General features: G+C 47.2%; 23 protein-coding genes and 2 pseudogenes. 14 read left to right on the top strand and 11 right to left on the bottom strand.

Going from position 1 to position 17,632, the window contains the following annotated elements; all coding sequences use genetic code 11:
- The first annotated feature begins 7 nt into the window (after positions 1 to 7).
- From L0M14_RS29765 to L0M14_RS29750, 4 genes are read left to right on the top strand one after another with little or no spacing between them, the layout of a single operon-like run.
- Entirely contained in the window at positions 8 to 835 is an 828-nt protein-coding gene (locus tag L0M14_RS29765) for a carbohydrate ABC transporter permease (RefSeq protein WP_235119997.1), read from the top strand.
- A 27-nt stretch (positions 836 to 862) separates the two neighbouring features.
- Entirely contained in the window at positions 863 to 1,096 is a 234-nt protein-coding gene (locus tag L0M14_RS29760) for a hypothetical protein (RefSeq protein ID WP_235119996.1), read from the top strand.
- Entirely contained in the window at positions 1,093 to 1,866 is a 774-nt protein-coding gene (locus L0M14_RS29755) for an ABC transporter substrate-binding protein (protein WP_235119994.1), read from the top strand. The genes L0M14_RS29760 and L0M14_RS29755 overlap by 4 nt, the downstream gene beginning before the upstream one ends.
- A complete protein-coding gene (locus L0M14_RS29750; protein ID WP_235119992.1) occupies positions 1,863 to 2,174 on the top strand; it encodes a type 2 periplasmic-binding domain-containing protein in 312 nt (103 codons plus the stop codon). Before L0M14_RS29755 ends, L0M14_RS29750 begins: the two co-directional genes overlap by 4 nt.
- 270 nt (positions 2,175 to 2,444) lie before the next feature.
- Here L0M14_RS29750 and L0M14_RS29745 read toward each other — a convergent pair whose 3' ends face one another.
- From L0M14_RS29745 to L0M14_RS29735, 3 genes are all read right to left on the bottom strand, one after another.
- Positions 2,445 to 2,903, bottom strand: coding sequence for an SRPBCC family protein (locus L0M14_RS29745; RefSeq protein ID WP_235119991.1), 459 nt, complete (start codon positions 2,901 to 2,903; stop codon positions 2,445 to 2,447).
- 103 nt (positions 2,904 to 3,006) lie between these two features.
- Entirely contained in the window at positions 3,007 to 3,210 is a 204-nt protein-coding gene (locus tag L0M14_RS29740; protein WP_235119990.1) for a capping complex subunit for YIEGIA, read from the bottom strand.
- Between the two features lies 1 nt (position 3,211).
- The gene (locus L0M14_RS29735) at positions 3,212 to 4,120 is read right to left on the bottom strand and encodes a YIEGIA family protein (protein ID WP_235123072.1); all 909 of its coding nucleotides are present in this window, start codon (positions 4,118 to 4,120) and stop codon (positions 3,212 to 3,214) included.
- Positions 4,121 to 4,256: 136 nt separating this feature from the next.
- Here L0M14_RS29735 and L0M14_RS29730 point away from each other — a divergent pair, with 136 nt between their 5' ends.
- The gene (locus L0M14_RS29730) at positions 4,257 to 4,604 is read left to right on the top strand and encodes a four-helix bundle copper-binding protein (RefSeq protein ID WP_235119989.1); all 348 of its coding nucleotides are present in this window, start codon (positions 4,257 to 4,259) and stop codon (positions 4,602 to 4,604) included.
- Between the two features lie 107 nt (positions 4,605 to 4,711).
- Here L0M14_RS29730 and L0M14_RS29725 read toward each other — a convergent pair whose 3' ends face one another.
- The 3 genes from L0M14_RS29725 to L0M14_RS29715 form a co-directional block, all read right to left on the bottom strand.
- Complete coding sequence (locus L0M14_RS29725) at positions 4,712 to 5,329, bottom strand: Crp/Fnr family transcriptional regulator (protein ID WP_235119988.1); 618 nt, start codon at positions 5,327 to 5,329, stop codon at positions 4,712 to 4,714.
- Between the two features lie 81 nt (positions 5,330 to 5,410).
- Positions 5,411 to 7,000: a sensor domain-containing diguanylate cyclase gene (locus L0M14_RS29720; protein ID WP_235119987.1), complete on the bottom strand. Its 1,590-nt coding sequence runs from the start codon at positions 6,998 to 7,000 to the stop codon at positions 5,411 to 5,413.
- Positions 7,001 to 7,189: 189 nt separating this feature from the next.
- Positions 7,190 to 7,708 carry a DUF3231 family protein gene (locus L0M14_RS29715; RefSeq protein WP_235119986.1) on the bottom strand — a complete coding sequence of 173 codons (519 nt, stop codon included), beginning with the start codon at positions 7,706 to 7,708 and terminating at the stop codon, positions 7,190 to 7,192.
- A 163-nt stretch (positions 7,709 to 7,871) separates the two neighbouring features.
- Between L0M14_RS29715 and L0M14_RS29710 the strand changes: the two genes are divergently transcribed.
- The 5 genes and pseudogenes from L0M14_RS29710 to L0M14_RS29690 form a co-directional block, all read left to right on the top strand.
- On the top strand, positions 7,872 to 8,027 hold the full coding sequence (locus L0M14_RS29710; protein WP_235119985.1) for a hypothetical protein: 156 nt from the start codon (positions 7,872 to 7,874) through the stop codon (positions 8,025 to 8,027).
- A gap of 92 nt (positions 8,028 to 8,119) precedes the next feature.
- Positions 8,120 to 8,284, top strand: coding sequence for a hypothetical protein (locus L0M14_RS29705; RefSeq protein ID WP_235119984.1), 165 nt, complete (start codon positions 8,120 to 8,122; stop codon positions 8,282 to 8,284).
- 258 nt (positions 8,285 to 8,542) lie between these two features.
- Positions 8,543 to 8,842: a hypothetical protein gene (locus L0M14_RS29700; protein ID WP_235119983.1), complete on the top strand. Its 300-nt coding sequence runs from the start codon at positions 8,543 to 8,545 to the stop codon at positions 8,840 to 8,842.
- 14 nt (positions 8,843 to 8,856) lie between these two features.
- Positions 8,857 to 9,642, top strand: a pseudogene (locus L0M14_RS32300) (HAMP domain-containing protein); the annotation flags it as partial.
- Positions 9,643 to 10,100: 458 nt separating this feature from the next.
- Positions 10,101 to 10,634: pseudogene (locus L0M14_RS29690) on the top strand (methyl-accepting chemotaxis protein); the annotation flags it as partial.
- Between the two features lie 139 nt (positions 10,635 to 10,773).
- On the opposite strand, the gene L0M14_RS29685 reads toward L0M14_RS29690, so the two are convergent.
- The 5 genes from L0M14_RS29685 to L0M14_RS31730 form a co-directional block, all read right to left on the bottom strand.
- On the bottom strand, positions 10,774 to 11,289 hold the full coding sequence (locus L0M14_RS29685) for a DUF4188 domain-containing protein (RefSeq protein WP_235119981.1): 516 nt from the start codon (positions 11,287 to 11,289) through the stop codon (positions 10,774 to 10,776).
- Between the two features lie 2 nt (positions 11,290 to 11,291).
- A complete protein-coding gene (locus L0M14_RS31740) occupies positions 11,292 to 11,462 on the bottom strand; it encodes a hypothetical protein (RefSeq protein ID WP_311198802.1) in 171 nt (56 codons plus the stop codon).
- An 11-nt stretch (positions 11,463 to 11,473) separates the two neighbouring features.
- Entirely contained in the window at positions 11,474 to 11,947 is a 474-nt protein-coding gene (locus L0M14_RS29680) for a TetR/AcrR family transcriptional regulator (protein WP_311198801.1), read from the bottom strand.
- Between the two features lie 215 nt (positions 11,948 to 12,162).
- Positions 12,163 to 12,534, bottom strand: coding sequence for a hypothetical protein (locus L0M14_RS31735; protein WP_311198800.1), 372 nt, complete (start codon positions 12,532 to 12,534; stop codon positions 12,163 to 12,165).
- Positions 12,518 to 12,838 (bottom strand): stalk domain-containing protein, encoded by a 321-nt coding sequence (locus L0M14_RS31730; RefSeq protein WP_311198799.1) that lies wholly within the window; start codon positions 12,836 to 12,838, stop codon positions 12,518 to 12,520. The genes L0M14_RS31735 and L0M14_RS31730 overlap by 17 nt, the downstream gene beginning before the upstream one ends.
- Positions 12,839 to 13,169: 331 nt before the next feature.
- Here L0M14_RS31730 and L0M14_RS29670 point away from each other — a divergent pair, with 331 nt between their 5' ends.
- From L0M14_RS29670 to L0M14_RS29655, 4 genes are read left to right on the top strand one after another with little or no spacing between them, the layout of a single operon-like run.
- Positions 13,170 to 14,222: a cadherin-like domain-containing protein gene (locus L0M14_RS29670; RefSeq protein ID WP_235119980.1), complete on the top strand. Its 1,053-nt coding sequence runs from the start codon at positions 13,170 to 13,172 to the stop codon at positions 14,220 to 14,222.
- Positions 14,186 to 14,794 carry an Ig-like domain-containing protein gene (locus tag L0M14_RS29665; protein WP_235119979.1) on the top strand — a complete coding sequence of 203 codons (609 nt, stop codon included), beginning with the start codon at positions 14,186 to 14,188 and terminating at the stop codon, positions 14,792 to 14,794. Before L0M14_RS29670 ends, L0M14_RS29665 begins: the two co-directional genes overlap by 37 nt.
- A 37-nt stretch (positions 14,795 to 14,831) precedes the next feature.
- Positions 14,832 to 15,806, top strand: a complete 975-nt coding sequence (locus tag L0M14_RS29660; RefSeq protein ID WP_235119978.1) for an immunoglobulin-like domain-containing protein — start codon at positions 14,832 to 14,834, stop codon at positions 15,804 to 15,806.
- Positions 15,803 to 17,557 (top strand): S-layer homology domain-containing protein, encoded by a 1,755-nt coding sequence (locus tag L0M14_RS29655; protein WP_235119977.1) that lies wholly within the window; start codon positions 15,803 to 15,805, stop codon positions 17,555 to 17,557. Before L0M14_RS29660 ends, L0M14_RS29655 begins: the two co-directional genes overlap by 4 nt.
- Positions 17,558 to 17,632 lie beyond the last annotated feature (75 nt).

Below are 17,632 nucleotides of genomic sequence, written 5' to 3'. Positions count from 1 at the left end.
AGGCTGTATGCCCATCACTAAACCGTTCGTGCGCACCGTCAATGCGCTAGGGCTGATCATCCTGATCGTGATATTTGCCCTTCCTTTTGTGTGGATGGTATCGACATCGCTCAAATCGTTCCCGGAGACGGTCATCTTCCCGCCCAAGTGGATTCCCAGAGAGATCCGCTGGGATAACTCTGCGAAGGCATGGGGATCGGGGCCGTTCCTGCACTATTTTATCAATAGTGTTCTTGTTTCGATCGGCATTCTCATCATGCAATTTTCCACGATTATTTTTGCCGCCTACGCTTTTGCCAGATACCGGTTCAAAGGAGATCAGGCACTGTTCGGCATTACTATGATCACCCTCATGATCCCCAGCCAGCTGATTTTTCTGCCCGTGTACCTGCTGCTTAGCAAATGGGGGCTGCTGAATTCTTTGCTGGCCTTAATCCTGCCGTTCTCCTCAAGCGCCTTCGGCATCTTCCTGCTTCGGCAAGCGTTCAAGCAAGTTCAGGAGGAGTTGCTCGAAGCGGCAAGACTCGACGATGCCACCGAGTGGAAAATCATCTATAAAATCATGCTGCCCATGGCTCGTCCCACACTCATTACCTTCGCTCTATTCAGCTTCATCGCGCATTGGAATGATTACTTCTGGCCGCTGGTCATGACGACAACCGAAGCGGCGCGCACACTGCCTATCGGCATTTCCAGAATTCGTGAGGTGGATGGCGGCACCGCTTGGCATATCCTCATGGCCGGCAATTTGATTCTGGTCGTACCGATTCTCATTGTCTTCTTCTTCGCGCAGCGGCAGATCATTCAAGCGTTCGTTTATTCCGGAGTTAAATAATCTTAGATTCAGGAGGCTATAACTTTTATGAAAAAAACATTTGCCCTCATTCTGGCTTCATCTCTTGCTGTATCGCTCTCCGCTTGCTCTGCGGGATCCAAGCCGGCTGACGGCTCTGCCACTTCCGGCAGTCAGGCTGTGCAGCAGGCGCCAAGAATAAAATCGAAATCAATTACTGGTACTCCTGGGGCGATAAAATCGGTGAAAATAACGAGAACCTGGTCAAAAAGTTCAATGAATCCCAGGATGAAATCGTCGTGAAGGCAACCTTCCAAGGCACCTACGACGAACAGCATTCCAAGGCTCAAGCAGCGTTTGCTGCGGGCAATCAGCCTGATGTCTGGCAAAATGAGATCTCCTCGATCGGCGTTTTTGCGAAAGCAGGAATGACGGAGGATCTGACCCCTTTTGTCAAGCGGGACCAAGTGGATATGAATGACTTTATACCGGGGCTCATGGGCAACTCGTATGTGGATGGCAAGCTGTACGGCCTCCCTTATCTGCGCAGCACGCCGATTCTGTATCTTAACCGCACGATGCTGAAAGAAGCCGGTCTTGACCCTAACGGACCTAAGAATTGGACGGAATTCGAGGATTACGCCAAAAAAATCACCGTGCCTGACCAACGCGTAGGCATCACCATGCCGGTCGATATTTGGTATTATGAGGCTTTCGTTGCACAAAGCGGAGGTAAGATGATCAGCGATGACGGCAAAAAAGCGGAGTTTAACTCTGAAGCCGGAATCGAACCGATTCAATTCCTGCAAAAGATGAAGGATGCCGGCATCGTGAAAATTCCTACAACAGATGACGCCGGAAACGTAGCCAAGCTTGATTTTCAAAATCAACGCTCTGCCATGCTGTTCTCATCGACAGCTGACTTGACGAAGCAGATGCAAGTAGCGAAGGACGCAGGTTTTGAGCTGGGCACGACCTTCATGCCTGCTAACAAAAGCTACGGCGTACCGACCGGAGGCTGCAACCTTGTCATGTCCGCGAAGCTCTCGAAGGAGAAGCAAGACGCGGCTTGAAGTTCATCAAGTGGATGACTTCCAAAGAGCAGACCATCTACGCCAGCTCCTTCACCGGCTATCTACCGAGCCGAATCAGCGCTGTCAACAGTGATGAAATGAAGCAGTTGTACGCGGAGAAGCCGCTGTTCAAAGTAGCTGTCGATCAGCTCGAATATGCAAGACCCCGCCCGATGCTGAAGGTGTATCCGGAGATCGCTAAGATCATCAAGGATCAAATCGCCCTTGCCATGACAGATTCGGCAAATACGCCTGAGAAGATCATTGCCGAAGCCGGCTCGAAAGCCGATAAGCTGCTGAATAAGTAAATACATAGAGGCCCCCCACATCTGTGAGGGGCCTCTGTCCGCTGCTAAAGCAGGATCCATTCCGAGCTTCAGTAGATTTTCTCCGAGCGCTGTTGACATTTTGTTATTCGATTGGAATAAAAGCCATCTAAGGTAATAACAAAACTGTCAAAGGCGCCCGCTACGCTTCTCCGAAAACTACTGAGCCCTCCACTTCCCTTTACCAACAGTCTGAGGCCCCCCACATCCGTGAGGGGCCTGCATTGCGTTTAGTAACAGACTTTTACTCGACTACCAGCCGAAATTCAGCGTCTTTCCTGTCTCTACATAGCTCTTCACATTGCTTAGTATCATCGGCCAGCTAGCTTTGGTATTTTCATAGGAAGGGTGATTCTCAGGCCATTGATCGTTCACAAGTGTCAGCTTGGTGCAGTCGCCCACCTTGTCCAGCGTCATGGTAACCCGGGTTTCCAGCTCAGCATGATTCTCCCGATAAGATGGTCCGGGATGCTCCGTGTAGCTCATCCTCTTGTTCGGTTCAAACTCCAGCACCTTACCGTACACATGAACCGTTTCATCTCCGTCATTGCCTGGGCCCACATACTGATAAGGGGCTCCAATTTCAAACGTGGATTGCAGCGCACTACCGAAAAATATCGCTTTCGTGCCCTCTTCCGATACAAATACGTTCCAAACGGCCTCGGGCTCAGCTCCGATGTAGATTTCAAATGTTAAGTCAGTCAAATTCATGATAAATCCTCCATTCGCTGAAGTGATAGCTACTTCTAATACCTCAATTCTAACCGCCTACGAATGGAATGTATTGTAAAAACGCGACAGAGCAGCAAGTCATTTAACGGTAAACCATGTAATCTCCGCATTTGAGCTGCGTAATGTCCGCTTTCATGCTTTTGGCGATATCCTGGGTGATGATTTTCTGTTCCTCTATATCTTTAGCTAGTAATGCCAGTGCATTCCCGCTGATGACCCGATTCGGATCCAGCGTGATATAGGCTAATATTTCAAAGCTTGCCTTGGTTGAGCTTTCTTTCCCCAATCTATTTCCCTCCCAACAGTGAGGTATTCATGAGAGCATGGCTCTTCTTGGAGCTTTCCAGCAGCGGAGCCTTCAGTATAGCTTCAATAAAAGCATCCTCCCTGCGGACTAGAGGAACGACGGTAATGACTACATATCCTTTATCATAGTCCTTGCGAGAGAAATTATATCGTTTTAACCCTACTGCTTTCACCGCTTCAAACAATACCGCTTGTCTCTGCCCGAAGTTGTCCAATGTAATTCTGAAGTGTTCTTCTTTAGGGATAATGACAGCCGCTATGCCTTCCTTCTCCAGCATCTCCCTCGCATTATCCGAGCCCAGCTGATTGGTCACATAGATGCCGTCCACGAATAGCTCCGAGCCTTTGACCTCGATCTTCCCCATTCTAACCTCAGCGATGTCGCCAACCGCCTTGCCTTTGGAGAAGCGTTTTAAGATGAACAATACGATAAAGCCGACAACTGCACCTGCGGCAATCTCCATCCACAGCATACCCGCGGATAGAATCTGCATCGTGATCGCCGTCGCCAAAGAGACTACTAGAGCAAAATAGTTTCTGGATTCGAACGTCTTGGCAATACCGTCAATATAGGCGTCGCCCCTTGGTGTGAATTCGGTATTCTCCAGATCCTTCAGACTCTCCCGCTCTGATTTTCTGACATCCCGGAACTGTTGGATCGCTAATGTTAGAAAGGTCACCGCCACGAAATTTTTGGTCATAATGGCCGGAATAGCAACAGCGCCTAGGGCAGCAGCCACAAAGCCTGTAAGCAGGTGAATTAAATATCCGTTGGGATAGCTGGGGTACTGCCTATAATCTTCCTTAATGGTAATAACACGGGCCAGAAACCCGACAATCAGGGCGGTTACGATCAGCACCAGCTGATCCGTAGAGATCATATCCTTCATCACATAGCAACCCCCATGTGGTTTTTGAGTTATGAGTTAGCATTCTCCATCTATCCCAGAATATGCATGGGCAAACTCTTATAAAATGTCCTAGCTCGGTTACCCTATGGGATGTAAATAAAAGGAGGTGTAGAAATTGCCAGCACTTATTGATTCTACGATTCAAAAGTATCAAGCTTGCATCGACGCTTGTATCAAGTGTATGCAGGCCTGCGAAGAATGCTTGAGTTCCTGCCTGAAGGAACCCGATGTCGCGGCACGCACACAATGCATCACGATGATGCGGGACTGCATCGACATTTGCGCCCTATCCGCACAATGGATGTCGCGCGGAAGCGATCATGCTGCCCAGCTGTGCCAGCTGTGTGCCACTATCTGTGATGCCTGCGCCACTCACTGCGCAACCTACCAGGATACACATTGTAAGCAGTGTGCGGAACAGTGCAAGCAATGCGCGGAGGAATGCCGTAAGATGTCCGCGTAAGATAAAACAAAGCGATTGCAGCAAGATCAGTTCATAGCTCCCTCGGGCTACAAACGACCTATGTAACGTGTAAAAGGCAGTACGGCTAAAAACCGTACTGCCTTTCATTAACTTACAATAGACTCCAGGCCATGCCGGTCCATAATAAGAATCCGTCCTCTGCTTACCTGAACAAATCCTTGCTTTTCAAATTGCTTCAACGCCCTGCTCACGACTTCCCGCGCCGTTCCCAGCTCTACTGCCAACTGATCATGCGTGATCCGTATTGGATCGTTAGCTGCAGCAGCTTTTCCTAATAACCACGACGCAATCCGATACTCAATCGGTCTAAATGCAATATGATCGAGCAGTGTGGTCATCTGTGTCATTCGTAGAATAAATTGGCGGTACACATAATGGTGAATATCCGGGTACCTGACGCTCCATTCTTTGAACGCGTCAACAGGCACAATCAGGAATTCGCTTGGTTCCTCAACTACCGCAGATGCACCATACTCCGTTTCACCGAGAATGCTCGCCATCATCAGACTGCATGCTTCCCCGTCCCGAACCCGGTACAGCGTAACCTCTCTGCCGGTGTCGCTCACTTGAAAAATACGAACACAGCCCTGGATGACAAAGGCCGCGTGCTCCAAAGTCCGTCCGGAGGAGATGACGGCGCTGCCATGAGGCTTCAGCTTCACCATCGAAGCCTGCCGCCAATCTTCCATGGAAACCCGCGACAAAAAGAAACTGCTCGCGAATGCGATTTATTTGCTCATTATGCACGGAAGCCCTCCTTATCGCAGCCTCGCAGCCACCTTGATTCAATTCATGCTCAGCACTGCCTGATCGGCAGATATCGTTGCATTGCGCCCGCTTCGTTTGGCCTGGTACAGCGCATGATCCGCCTGTTCAAATACTTGAGAGAATTCCTTTCCATGTTCAGGACAGCAAGCCAACCCGATCGATACAGTTATGGCCTTGCCTGTCGGACTAATGGTATTCTCCACCTTCCTGCGAATTCTCTCTGCTAAGGCTCTACCATCGCTTAGGCTTCGGTTAGGCAGCAGAACAATAAACTCTTCGCCGCCATAGCGACAGCATAGATCATCTTGGCCCGCTTCCGAGAGCATAATCTGTGCCAGATGATGCAGAGCCTCATCTCCAATTCGATGACCGTAGGTGTCGTTCACTGCCTTGAAATGGTCGATATCAAGCACCAGCAGGGAAAATTCAGTCCCATCGGCCGCCCACTTGGCCACCTGATCTTCTAGTAATGCGCGATTAGCCAGTCCTGTCAGCTTGTCCGTCATCGCCTGCTCAGCCATATGATCAGCTTGATCCTGCAAGCCTGTCACCGCCTTCATCATGGCTTTGGATAAGTGATGAGCTTCATAATTCCAGTGGTCTCTGAAAGGAGCAGCAGCTAGACGTTCTCCAAGCGCAATTGTCCGCGCAGCAGCCGTCAGAATGGCGAACGGTCGTGTTACTTGTCTGGCTATCCAAAGACTGACAAGCAGGAATAGAGCAAATAGGGGAATTATGAATGAGAGCTGCGACTTCACGAGCGTTGTCATGGCCTGATGTACGGAGGACGCCGGAGATTGAAACACAACGCCCCACCCGATATTCGGTATGGATAAATACCCTGCTAGAACATGCTCGCCCGCAGCATTGACCACCTCCGCATACTTGACATCCTTCTGGATAAAATTCTCCTGCAGTGTCTCACGGCTCACGATATCCTGGATCCGACTCGGATCAGGGTGAAAGAGAAGCTCCCCCTGTTTATCCACAATATAGGCGTAGGTGTTTTTTTTACTCATAACGGCATGATGGAATATATCACTGAAAATGTTCTTCTCTTGCAAAAAAACGATGCCCCCGATCCATCCCTGGGGACTAGCCTCCCTCGCTTGAAGGGGATGAATGAAAAGAATCGCCATTCTCCCATCCGCCGTATGATAGGGCTCAGATACAGTAGGCTTGTGATGGTCAGCAGCTTGTAGAATAGAGGAGGGAATGTGAGTGCCAATGATTCCTGCGGAATCCCGCGAGGCTGCCCGAACCAACCCATCCTGATCAGCTGCGATCACTGCATGGAAAAACCGATGTCCCCCTAGCATGGCTTCGAGATCGTCTTCACTTTTTTCTATAGGTATATGTTGATTCTCGATAAACCTGGCAGCTTCGCCGAGGCTTCGAAACATCAAATCTATCAACGTGTTCAGCGTGACATTCAGATTTCTGGCTCCTTCGAAATTAGACTGCAGCGTCGAATCAGTGAGCGTTTCATTTTGAGTTTTGATAGCGACTCCCATCAATATCACAGTAGAGCCCAGCATGGAGAAAACTAGAAGACTAATCAGGAGGGCCTGAAGCCTTACCTTCATATATGGTTTTTTGAGGTACATCTTTAATCAACCCTATTCTCATTACATTCTTGCATTCAATATCCTTTTACAGGATTCGACGCTATTCGCCTCCTTCCTGCCAAATCATAACAAATCGTTGTAACCGCGAAATTCAAAAAGACTGACACATTTGCCTCACGGCACGCTGCATCAGCCTAATTGGTTACATCATATTCCTTTATTACTACCTTATACCTCAACGAGCTCCGGTCTTTTAATTTGAAGCGGCGGCGGGATTAGCCAACCCTTTTCCTTGCTCATCTTTAAGAGATTGAATCCGATTGCCGCTTTCGTTGCATGATATTTAGCAAATAGAGCCCCGATATCTTCCCGGGTAGCTTTGCTCATAATTTGACTGCAGCTAACTAAGCCAATCGAGTTATCAGCACCGATCATGGAACAAAGCTCTTGATCCGTAAACTTCACACCAACAGGAATATCCTCCATCTTCGTCTCTGGTCTTTCTGGTAACGCCGGCGCAGGCACGATACCATTCTTGATTAGAATATCATCGCATTCGCTGATCTCCAGCTCGGCTTGATTAATAATAGAAGCAATTGCCTTCTTCAGGTCCTTATCTCCGGCATGATATTGATACGCACGATTGGCAGATACGCAGCCTTTGGCTGTCATGGAAAACTGCCATAGATCATAAATTTCTCCGTAATGCAACGGTTCGTCTTTTTGATTCCCAGATAAAATACCCATAGACTCAGCTCCTAAGTTGTTAAGTTGGATTGTCCATGAAGTAAGATTCCCACCGGTAGTGAAATTATCCTGAGGAAGTAATATCGCACCTCCATACATGATTACGAGCCTGTCACATACCTATAAGTAACAGGTGTTGCCCAACATATGGAGGTGGATGCTCATGCTGCCAAGCATGCTGATACAAATCGCGCTAATTGTTATAGTAGGTCGAAGCGTTTATCGCTTTATCACTCTGTTTCGCCCTATCCGCAAAGATTGGATCGAACTCGCCTTTCATGCTTCCGTAGCACTTGTAGCATTATCTTTCCTGCTGTAGAGCCAGCAATATGAGCACTTCTCCGAACCGTATAAAATTCGAATAGTTCCACAAACTAATAGTCGTTGTTATTCGAAAAGGAGGTGCTCACCATGGCAAACCGTAATCAATCTCAATCCTCGAAAGCCGAAGTTCAATCCACCGAATTGAACAAGCTGCCTGTTCCAGGTCAAAATGATACCGAATTTTCTGCTGAAGAAGCGGCTGAGGCATTTCAAAACAATGAATCAGCCAACAATCAGTCTAACCAAGTATAATGATCGCTCCTGCCGCTCACTAGCAGGTTGATCTATCGCACCCCAATAAAGGGCTGCAACCATTTGCCTTCCGGCATACTGGTGCAGCCCTTTTCCTTGCGCACACCTTCATAACCAATAATTTCACAAAGACTGCTTTGTAATATTTGTAGTACTATTATCTCAAATTTGAAAGTCTGGATTCATTTGTTATCCCTTCAGTTAGCTAGTGCTTGTTACACCATGACCCATCATCCAATCTATCAGGAGGCAGTACTCGTGAAATCTACATTTACGAAAATGTTTACCCTCAACACCCTGTTCAGTAAATTGCTGGTCGTATCTCTTTGTTGTATGATCGTCCCCATGCTTGCCAGTTCCCTTTATTCCATTATGTCAACAACGAACAATTTGAAAGAGAGAGGCCGCGAGGAATTAATCGCCGCAGCCAAGGATAAGCAAATTCTTTTAGAAGCATCCCTTACCAATTTGGTCAATGAAGCACAATCGGTCGCGGATGATTTGTATCTTGCTGACTACATAAAAGAACTAGAAACGAAGAAAAAGCTGACCCCGTAAAGAAACAGCGGCTTATGGACGATTTGGCAAGTGAATATAACCGCTCCGGAGGCCTTTTTGAAAATTTATTCGTCATGCTCGGCACGGAGGTTATCTTGGACGGAGTGGGCGGCAAATCGCTCGGATATGTAGCTCCTCCTGAGGACACAAATGCGGCGCAACCTGACGCGGGAGGACAGCCTCCAGCGATGACTTTTGACCCTTCTACACCCTTTGTTGGGAATCCGGCTCCTTCTCCCATCTCAGGAAAGCCTACCATTACCATCATGGCCTGGATCCCCGGCAAAGACTCCAATCCGTCAGGTACCGTAGGCCTGCCAATTGAGCTTAACGCACTGACCAAGAACATCGTGAATAACGGAACCGACGATATCCAGCAAACTCTGGTTGTTGATTCCACAGGTGTCGTGATTTCCTCAGCGAACGCGGAACACGTTCTTGCTTTTGATTTTTCCAAAGAACAGGGCGAGAACTTGGCGTTCTGGGAGCAAATGAAGAAGAATGAATCCAATTTCGGATTCTTCACCATGGACGGAGTCAGTAACATCGCTTCCTTCCAAAAAAGCGATAAGTATAACATGTACGTCATCACCTATATGCCAATGACTCACTATGAAGCAGCTACGAATCAGCTTGTTAGAGGCTTAGTCACCGTGCTGATTATAGCTCTTGTTCTCTCGTCGCTCATTATTTATTTCTTTGCACGCCGTCTCACACGTCCTGTACGGATTGCTGCAGAGCATCTGAAGGTCGTGGCGACCGGAGACTTTTCCAAATCGATTCCGGAAAAGTACAAACAGTCGAAAGATGAAACCGGCTTACTTATGACCTCGATCGATACGATGCGAGATTCGATCAAGACCATGACCGGTTCAGTGATCAAAGAATCAGAGCTGCTGGACAACAACGTGCGATTAACGAACCAGCATATTACGGAGCTGAACAAGCAAATCGAAGAAGTCACCTCGACAACCGAAGAAATGTCAGCAGGGATCCAGCAAGCGGCAGCGTCTGCGGAAGAAGTTAATGCGACTGCGAACGAAATCGGCCAAAGCGTCCAAACGATTGCAGCCAAAGCCGAGAGCGGAGCCATGAACTCCCAGGATATCAGCAAAAGAGCGCATGAACTGAAGGAATCAGCCGTCATATCGAAAGCGTCCGCTAACGATATTCGCGAAAACCTGCAATCTGGTCTGCGCGAAGCGATTGAGCAAACGAAAGCCGTCGAGCAAATTCACGTATTGACCGACTCCATCTTGAAATTACCGCTCAAACGAACCTGCTGGCACTCAATGCCGCCATTGAAGCAGCCCGTGCCGGGGAAGCAGGGAAAGGCTTCGCAGTTGTTGCCGGAGAAATCAGAAAGCTCGCCGAAGGGTCCAACAAAGCCGTAGCCCAAATTCAAGATGTGACCAAGAAAGTCATTCTTTCGGTAGACAGCTTGAGGAATCATTCCGATAAAGTGCTTCAATTCATCGATACGAAGGTCATATCCGACTATAACTCCATGGTAGAAACCGGAGAGCAATATTATGAGGACGCGGAGTTTTTCAAAAAACTGACGAACGACTTCAGTCATACCGCCCAGGATTTGAACCTATCTGTACAAAATATCGTGCGGGCGATTAACGAAATCTCCATCGCCATCAATCAATCCGCCGAGGGCACTTCGGAAATCAGCAGCAAAGGCGTCTCCGTGAACGAAAATTCAAACGATGTGGCGCTGCTCATTGCTCAGACCAAAGAAAGCTCCGAGAAATTGAAGCAAGCGATGCAGCAATTCATTATTTAAAACAGCAAACAAGCAGAGGAGCGTGATGCTTCTCTGCTTGTTTTATTGATAAAGAAGTTTCCATTACAAGCTTCAATAGCTTTTCTCCGAGTACTGTTGACATTTTGTGTCAAAGGCATCTGCTACGCTTCTCCGAAAACTACCGCAGGTTCGGATTTGGCGGCGTTGGAACGGCGGGTTCCCCATCACGGCCTAGTCTTCGGCTTGCAGTTTCCTCTTTTCCTGTAGCCGGTACATGAGCTCCTGCCTTAGCAAGTCCAGCGACAGGCATGTTGTTATATACACATTCGTACTGCCCTTCCTGGATCAGATAGGTCTCATGATAAATGCCTACGACACCGCTTGTGCCTACCTTTTTATTAAAGTTACGCCATGCCTCCATATGGACAGCGCCTTTTCGTGCATATGCCTCTAGCTGCTCGAACGATCTCCAATACTGAACGATAGATACTCCACGCCAAGACAAATGAAAACTAGCGTCTAAGAAACCCAAATCTTTGTTGCGGTATAATTCTTGAAGCATCGGATTCATAGCCATAAAAACCGGCAGCCACTTATGTAAGGCCCAGAAGTTATTCACTCGCATTCCAATGATAAATACAACGAAAGACCCTTCCATCTGAGCCGTATATCGGCCAGGTATCACTTTACTCATGGTCACATCGCCCCTTCGCCCGGACTTTCCAACAGTTTAAGTTGGCCTTCATAGAAATCCATAATCTCCGTGGAGCCGTACAACTGCGCAGTTAGAAAGGCTCCGTAAAAAATCGTGAACAAACTCTTAACCGCCATTTCCGGCGTAACGCCTTCTCGAAGTGTTCCATCCATACGCGCCTCTATCATGCAGCGATGAAACAGCCCGAACATGTTCGGGGTCTGGGAGCCCAGCTCCTCCTGTTCTGAAACAGCAGCCTAACCTCAGCTCTACTCAGCACCGGCATGCAGGGATGCATATTCATTTCAGCAAGAAAAGCAATTAAACTTGGCATGATTCCGGGCTTTTCTCGAAAAGATTCCGCCACTTTCAGCAGTACATGCCGAATAGCCGAAAATCCCCTTTTGCGCTTAGCTTCGATCTCAATGACACGTTCTGTTAGCCAGATTCGCATAAAATAAACAAGGAGCTCCTCCTTTCTTTGAAAAAATTTAAAGAAGGTTACTCGAGATACTTCCGCTTTTCGGCAGATATCATCCAGCATCACTTCCTTAAACATCCTAGTTTCAATCAATTCCAAGGCAGCTTCATACAATGCTACTTTGTTACGTGCTTTTTTCAATTCCCTCAAGGAAAGATCCTGATCTGAGTAAGTCATATAAACCGCCCTAATAAAAGTTAACTTCAATAAATAAATTAACACAAGTAAACTTTGTTTGTCAAAATAAATTGCAGTTGTGACTCAGGACGATAAAATGAAAAAGAGCCGTGACCGCTGCCTCTCGGCAGCTTCCACGACCCTACAACCCGCGTCTAACACGGCCTCCCTCTACCTTCTCAACTGTTTCCTTCCCAGCTCATCCACAACTTACGTTATTTGTAATAGGACGTAGTCAGCGGGATAAATACGCCTCCGCCCTCTTGTACATCTTCAGCGTGGACATATAGCTCCTTCGATCCGGCTATATCGACTTCAATCGTCTTCATACCGTCACTGATGGACACCTGGGTGGACTTCAGGATGACGTCCTTATCACTGTCCTCAATGATAAACTCATCGATATCTGAGCCGGTTGCCGCAACCTGAAGATAGAGCTTCTGATACTTGCCCTCCGGATAGAGCATGAAGCTTGCGGAGCGCCTGCTAGGATAGTTATTGAAATACACGTCCTTATAATCTTTGCCTTTGTACACCGTATATTGAGGATCTTGATAGTGGAACGAATCATTAAATCCTTTTCGCAATCGGCACTCCATCCTGTTTTTCACCGAGGTAGACCGTATTGGTATCAGGGTCGTAGTCAACTGCTGTTTTTAGTATGTTAGCAACTCCTCGCAAAGGCATGTACGTGGAACCTTCATATGTAATGGGCAGAACCACTTGACCTTGTTCATCCTGTAACTGTACCGGTTCTCCGTTATACTTAATCTGGATATCTCCGTTTAAATAGGCCTTAATCTCCTGTAGATTGGAACCTGCATATACCCCTGTCCCCAAACTCACAAACATCCCCAGACCAATCGCGACTGCAGCTAGTTTCTTCTTCATTATTTCCTCCTGTTTAGGTATTCAGTTAACATTACAATGCCCTAGGATGAATTGTACCAACTCCGCTTTGTAGATAGTGTCGAACCATGCTCAAAACATGTAGGGCAGCGGCAGGAATTTACATAGGCTTCTGTCCCCCGATTTGGCTGCTGCCAGCTACTATGAAGGATGCAGTTAGCGTACTTATTTTCATTAAAATCAAAGGCGATTGCAGTATTTTCATGATATTCAAGCATTGTGTTGCATCTTAGAGGGGTTTTTCTTTTTTTTGTCGAATGAAAATGTAGATTTTTGTCGAACCGCAACCATACATCAGAGAGGACTGCTTTCATTGAAAAAGCATTTTATCGTTCTAACCGTTTCATCTTTCATTTATCTAGGTTCACAAGCAGCATTACCGGCACATGCCATTACTGTACCTGCCAATGACCCTATTGTAACAACCGCAACCATCGAGGAAGACAGTATTAATTCTTCCGGTTTGGTCATTACAGCAGATGCTTCAAATGGGGGGACGACTAATTTTTATAAGATTACAGGAATTACTGGTGGAGTTTTATACAAAAACGATGAAACTACGACCATCTCTAATGGGGACTTCATTACGTTAAGTGAAGGGCAAGCAGGATTGAAATTCAGACCGGATGAAAACGCTTATGGAACATCAGGTTTTGGTTTTGATGTGCAAGCAGCTACGACATCCGACGACACAGGATTAAGCAGCAAAGTTCCTGCCAGCATTACGGTTACTGAAGTGAATGATTCGCCTACTGCAACAAATGATACACTAGATAGCATTAATGAAGATTCCACATCTATTCGCATTCCCGTCGAAGCTTTGTTAGCTAATGATTCTGCAGGGCCTTCCAATGAAAGCGCTCAAGAATTGACTGCCATACCTACGGGTGTCGCCACAGGGGGAACTATCTTTCAAGATGGTAGTGACATGGTTTTCACCCCTACTCCTAACTATAATGGACCGGCAAGCTTTGGATACCAAATCACAGACAACGGAACTACCGATGGCTTACCTGCCCCTAAAACTTCCATGGGAACCGTATCCTTTACCATTGATTCGATTGCAGATATCCCTACGGTATCCGATGCTTCTACAGAAGAAGACAGCCAGAGCATGTCCGGGTTGCAAATCGAAAGAAATAGCAATGACGGTATCGACGTTCAATATTTCAAAATTAGCAATATTCAAGGCGGAACGCTGTATAAGAATGATGGATCGTGGGAGCTTGGTAATAATAGCTACATTACAGTCTCTGAAGGAGAAGCCGGTTTAAAGTTTACCCCTCTGCAGATGCAAATTCAGAGACCGGCGGCACGTTCTCGTTTGACGTGCAAGCATCCCTTGATGACAGTGGCACAGGTCTGAGTGGAAAAGCAACAGCAACCATTACCGTTAGTGCAGTTAACGACGATCCTGTTGCATCAGATGATACCTTGGACCCCATTGCTGAAAATTCTAGTGAGTTTGAGATACCAATTAGCACTTTACTGGTAAACGACCGTGTAGGACCAAGCAATGAATCCGATCAGACTTTACAAGTTACCTCCGTTCTGAAAATCGATGGTGGCGAAGTGAGACTTGACGACAGCAAACAGCATGTTATTTTCACCCCAGAGCAGGACTTCACCGGGACTGCTTCATTTACGTATACGATTCAAGATAGCGGCAGTTTGGAGGGAGAAGCTACTGCTTCATTCACCGTTCTTTCACGCCCAGACCTGCCAACAGTAACCAATGCAACTACTCTTGAAGATACACTTAGTACGGATGGTCTTGAAATCACCCCCACTGCGGCTGGCGGAGCTACTACAGAATACTTCAAAATCACCGGCATTTCCGGCGGTACGCTGTATCAGCACGATGGAATGACACCAATTATAGATGGTGACATGATTAACGTCGCAGAGGGAGCAGCAGGATTAAAATTTCTTACCTAATGCCAATGCGCATGGTACCACTGACTTTGGTTTTAACGTGCAAGCTAGTGCAGATGCAGCCGGTACTCTTGTAAGTGATGCTGTTCCAGCTTCCATCTTAGTTAGTGAAGCAAACGATGCTCCGGAAGCCTATGACGATACGTTAACCACGGTGGCGAAAGGAACTTCGCTGGTCGCCATACCCTATGGAAATGTTACGGTGAATGACATTGTAGGACCAACGGATGAACAATCCTGGCAAACCCTCACGATAACAGCTGTACAGTCCATTACAGGTGGTACCGTTCAATTGGCGAACGGCCAGATTGAATTTAGTCCTGACCCAACCTTCATGGGTAACGCACAATTTTCATACACTGTGGAGGATAATGGCCGAACTGACGGCATGGATGACCCGAAGACAGCAACAGCTACAGCCAGCTTTGCCATTGCGGATGAAGAAAAGCCTGAATTAACTCTAAATGGTGATGAAACCCTGTACCTACTACAAGGGGAATCCTATCAAGAGCCTGGCTACAGCGCTAATGACGAAACGGACTCCGACTTAACGGATCGCGTAGTCGTAACAGGCTCCGTTGACACCAGTACCTTGGGCACTTACGAGCTGCACTACAATGTACAAGATAACAGTAATAACGCAGCCATAGAAAAAGTTCGAACTGTGAAAGTTATATCCAAGAAATTGACATCTTTAGCCGTTGAGACCAAGACGCTAACGCCAAGCTTTGATCGAGATCAAGAGTCCTACAGCCTCACTGTTCCAAGCAGTAAAGGCACAGTCACCATTTCAGCGGGCAGCGAAGATCCGACAGCTACAGTATCCATTAACGGTGAAGTCACCGAATCAAAGGCGATCAACCTAAATGTGGGTACCAATTCTATTACCCTTGTTGTTACTGCCAAGGCGGGGCCACAAAGCTTTATACGATTAACATCACACGCCAAGCCCCCGATGAAACCAAGCCGATCATTAGCGGGGTTGCTGAAGGAGAAACGTACAATCACGATGTGACCATTACATTTAACGAAGGCCAAGCGACCTTAAATGGTCAACCTTTCGAAAATGGTGCATCCGTAAGTGCAGACGGACTTTATACGATCGTGGTTACAGATGATGCAAACAACCAATCGACCGTGAATTTTGGCATTGATACAAGAATACCCGCGCTAGCAAGCTTAATTATCAGTGATGGCGATCTTAGCCCTACTTTTAGCAGGGATGTGATGACCTATAGCACTACGGTATCTAATGGTGTATACGGCGTTTCGGTAACTGCAGCCACGTACAGTCCGAATACTGAACTAATGATTAATGGGCAAACCACAACGAATAATACACCTATTTTTGTAAACCTGAAGGTGGGAGCCAACGAAATCCCAATTACGGTTAGCGTGCCGAATAGTGTACAAACCGAGACCGTAAAGACTTACACCATTAACGTTTATAGAAAATCTAAATCCTCAGGCGGTTCTAACGCCTCCGCAGGAAGCTCTCCGTCGAACACCGGATTCGCTGTCATTGTAAACGGGGTCAAGCAAGAACAAATTGCAACAGCAACAACTACGCAAGAGGGCAACCGTACAGCGGTGACCGCTACTCTTGATAACGCTAAACTAGCGAATCAGCTTGCTGCTTTAGGTGAAAATCCTATGGTCATTGTCCCCGTAACTACAAGTGCAGACAAGGTATCCGCTGTGCTCACAGGTGAATCTGTTAAAATGCTGGAAAATAAGCAAGGTACACTTCGTATCGAAACACCAATAGCAGCCTACGACATTCCGGCAAATCTGATTGCGATCGACAATGTCTCTGCGCAATTCGGAAGTACTTTGCCACTTTCCGATGTTATGGTTCATGTCAGCATTGAGATCAGCTCTGCAGACAAAGCTTCCAAGCTTACAGCTGCCGGGAACCGCCAAGGCTTTACGTTATCGGGCGCGCCAATCGACTTCTCGATTCAAGCTTCACATGGCGAACAAACAGTGACTGTAGACAAGTTTCCTACTTACGTGCAGCGTGAAATTGTAATCCCTGACGGTGTAGATGCCTCAAAAATCACAACAGCTGTAGTACTTAACCCGGACGGCACCGTACACCATGTTCCTACAACCATAACTGTACGTGACGGCAAGTACTTTGCTTCCATTAACAGCTTGACTAACAGTACTTACAGCCTGATATACAACCAAAAAACGTTCGATGATATCAGTAGCCATTGGTCCAAAGACGCTGTGGAAGATATGGCTTCCCGCCTCGTCATCAATGGTGAAGATGCCACCCATTTCAATCCGGATGCATCTATTACGCGTGCTGAATTTGCTGCCATTGTCGTCCGCGGTCTTGGCCTAGCTGAAGATCAAACAACGAACCAATTCAAAGACGTAACAGCAAGCGACTGGTTTAGCGGCGCCGTAGCCAAAGCCGTGGAATACCATTTGATCCAAGGCTATGAAGACGGCACATTCGGTCCTAATCAGACAATTACTAGAGAAGAAGCCCTTGTGCTTGTATCTCGCGCCATGGATGTCGCTGGTAAAGAAGGCATTTCCGTGAATGTCCATTCAGCATTAGGAAAATTCGCGGATCATCTAGAAGTTAGTGATTGGGCCGCTAAGGATGTAGCCAAAACCGTAACTAGCGGACTTGCGCAAGGAACAGGTGAAAAGCTGGAGCCTCAAACCAACATCACCCGCGCGGAAACAGCCACATTGATTCAACGGTTACTGTCGAAGTTTAGCCTTATTAATAAACGGATGAAGTAAGTTATGGATGAAAAAAGCAGAGGGGGCGTTAGTAGTGCCTCCTCTGCCTTTTTTTCGTTGTGCAGCAATTACGGC

Source organism: Paenibacillus hexagrammi, from assembly GCF_021513275.1.
Taxonomy (GTDB): domain Bacteria; phylum Bacillota; class Bacilli; order Paenibacillales; family NBRC-103111; genus Paenibacillus_E; species Paenibacillus_E hexagrammi.
The sequence above is the reverse complement of the archived record's forward strand: the minus strand, read 5'-3'. Positions and strand labels throughout refer to the sequence as shown.